Annotated in this window: 1 protein-coding gene; it reads left to right on the forward strand. The window is 70.5% G+C overall.

Annotation, left to right across the window (positions count from 1 at the left end):
• Positions 1-116: 116 nt before the first annotated feature.
• Positions 117-2,245: glycosyl hydrolase family 18 protein (locus ACJOT3_RS34115; RefSeq protein ID WP_406977260.1), on the forward strand; the 2,129-nt coding region annotated here is incomplete at its 3' end.

Raw genomic sequence — 2,245 nt, forward strand, 5'->3', positions numbered from 1 at the left:
GCCCCACCACCCCTTCTTCTCCCCTGTGCTCCCCCCGGCCCGCACACCGGCGGGGTCCTCTGCCGTGCCCGCGTCCGGGCCCGGCGTATCCCCCGAGATCCCGAGGAAGGTCCCCCATGTCCGACACCCGACCCCGCGGCGGAACCGCCCGCCGGCTCGGCTCCGCCCTGGCGGTGCTGACCCTGGCGGCCGGCGCGCTGTTCACCCCCGCGGTCGCGCACGCCGCACCGGTCGCACCGGCCGAAGTGTCAGCCTCCTCCGACGCCCAGTGCCGTCCCGACGGGCTGTACCCCACCCCCGGCGTCGACGTCCCCTACTGCGACATCTACGACACCGACGGCCGCGAGAAGCTCCCCAACGACCTGGACCGCCGGGTCATCGGGTACTTCACCAGCTGGCGCAACGGCTCCAACGGGCAGCCCGAGTACCTGGCCGACGACATCCCCTGGGACCGGATCTCCCACATCAACTACGCGTTCGCGCACGTGGGCCCGGACAACCGGGTCTCCGTCGGCGCCGACACCCCCGACAACCCGGCCACCGGGATGACCTGGGAGGGGCTGGAGCCCGACCCCGAGTTCGACTACCAGGGGCACTTCAACCTGCTCAACAAGTTCAAGAAGGAGAACCCCGGGGTCAAGACCCTGGTCGCGGTCGGCGGCTGGGCCGAGACCGGCGGGTACTTCGGCGCGGACGGCGACCGGGTGGCCAGCGGCGGGTTCTACTCGATGACGACGACCTCCACCGGGGTCAACCACGCGGGCATCGAGACCTTCGCCGACTCGGCCGTGGAGTTCGTGCGCGAGTACGGGTTCGACGGGCTGGACATCGACTACGAGTACGCCACCTCCAACAACGGCGCGGGCAGCCCGGACGACTTCTGGATCTCCGACGCCCGGCGCGGCCTGCTGTGGGAGGGCTACGAGGAGCTGATGCGCGTCCTGCGCGAGAAGCTCGACGAGGCCTCCGCCGAGGACGGCACCTACTACCAGCTGACCGCCGCGGTGCCCGCCTCCGGGTGGCTGCTGCGCGGCCAGGAGGTGCACCAGGTCGTGCAGTACCTGGACTTCGTCAACATGATGACCTACGACCTGCACGGCACCTGGAACCACTTCGTCGGCCACAACGGCGCGCTGTACGACAGCGGCCTGGACCCCGAGCTGAGCGCGGTGTACGGGGCCTACAACGGCATCGGCTACCTCAACGCCGACTGGGCCCACCACTACTTCCGGGGCGCGATGCAGGCGGGCCGGATCAACCTGGGGGTGCCGTTCTACACGCGCGGCTGGACGGACGTGCAGGGCGGCACGAACGGGCTGTGGGGGCGGTCGGCGCTGCCGAACCAGACGCAGTGCCCGCCCGGCACCGGCGTCAACACCCCCTGCGGCAACGGGGCCGGCGGCATCGACAACCTGTGGCACGACAGCGACCCGGTGACCGGCGGGGAGATCCCGGCGGGCGCGAACCCGATCTGGCACGTCCTCAACCTGGAGGACGGCGTGGTCGGCGACTACGTGGACGACTACGGGGTGGACGGCTCCCTGGTCGGCACCTACGAGCGGCACTGGGACGACGTCACCAAGAACGAGTGGTGGTGGAACCCGCAGACCCGCACGTTCCTCACCGGTGACGCCGAGCAGACCATCCAGGCCAAGGCCGACTACGTGTCCGACACGGGCCTGGGCGGCATCATGATCTGGGAGATGGCGGGCGACTACTCCTACAACTCCGGCGCCGGCCAGTACGAGATGGGCGACACGCTCATCACGTCGCTGCACGAGACCCTGAGCGACGCCGGGCCCTACGGCGCGGTCAAGGCCGAGACCACGGCCCCGGCCGAGGTCCTGGACGTGGACGTGGAGTTCCACGAGTTCGCGCTGGGGGACAACAACTACCCCATCAACCCCAAGGTCACCATCACCAACAACTCGGCGGCGGCGATCCCCGGCGGGGCCGAGATCACGTTCGACTACGGCACCTCCGCCCCGGGCAACATGGGCGACCAGTCGGGGCTGGGGCTCACCCACCTCCAGATCGGGCACAGCCGGGCGAACAACATCGGCGGCCTGGACGGGGACTTCCACCGGGCGCAGATCACCGTGCCGGGCTGGCAGTCCATCCCGGCCAACGGGGGGACGTTCACGTTCAACCTGAACTGGCGGCTGCCCATCGCCCAGCCCTCCAACTGGCGGGTCGAGGTCGGCGGCACCGAGTACGCCATCACCTACGACCACCCGCGCGCGGG

This window comes from Nocardiopsis protaetiae, assembly GCF_045446735.1.
Lineage (GTDB): Bacteria > Actinomycetota > Actinomycetes > Streptosporangiales > Streptosporangiaceae > Nocardiopsis > Nocardiopsis protaetiae.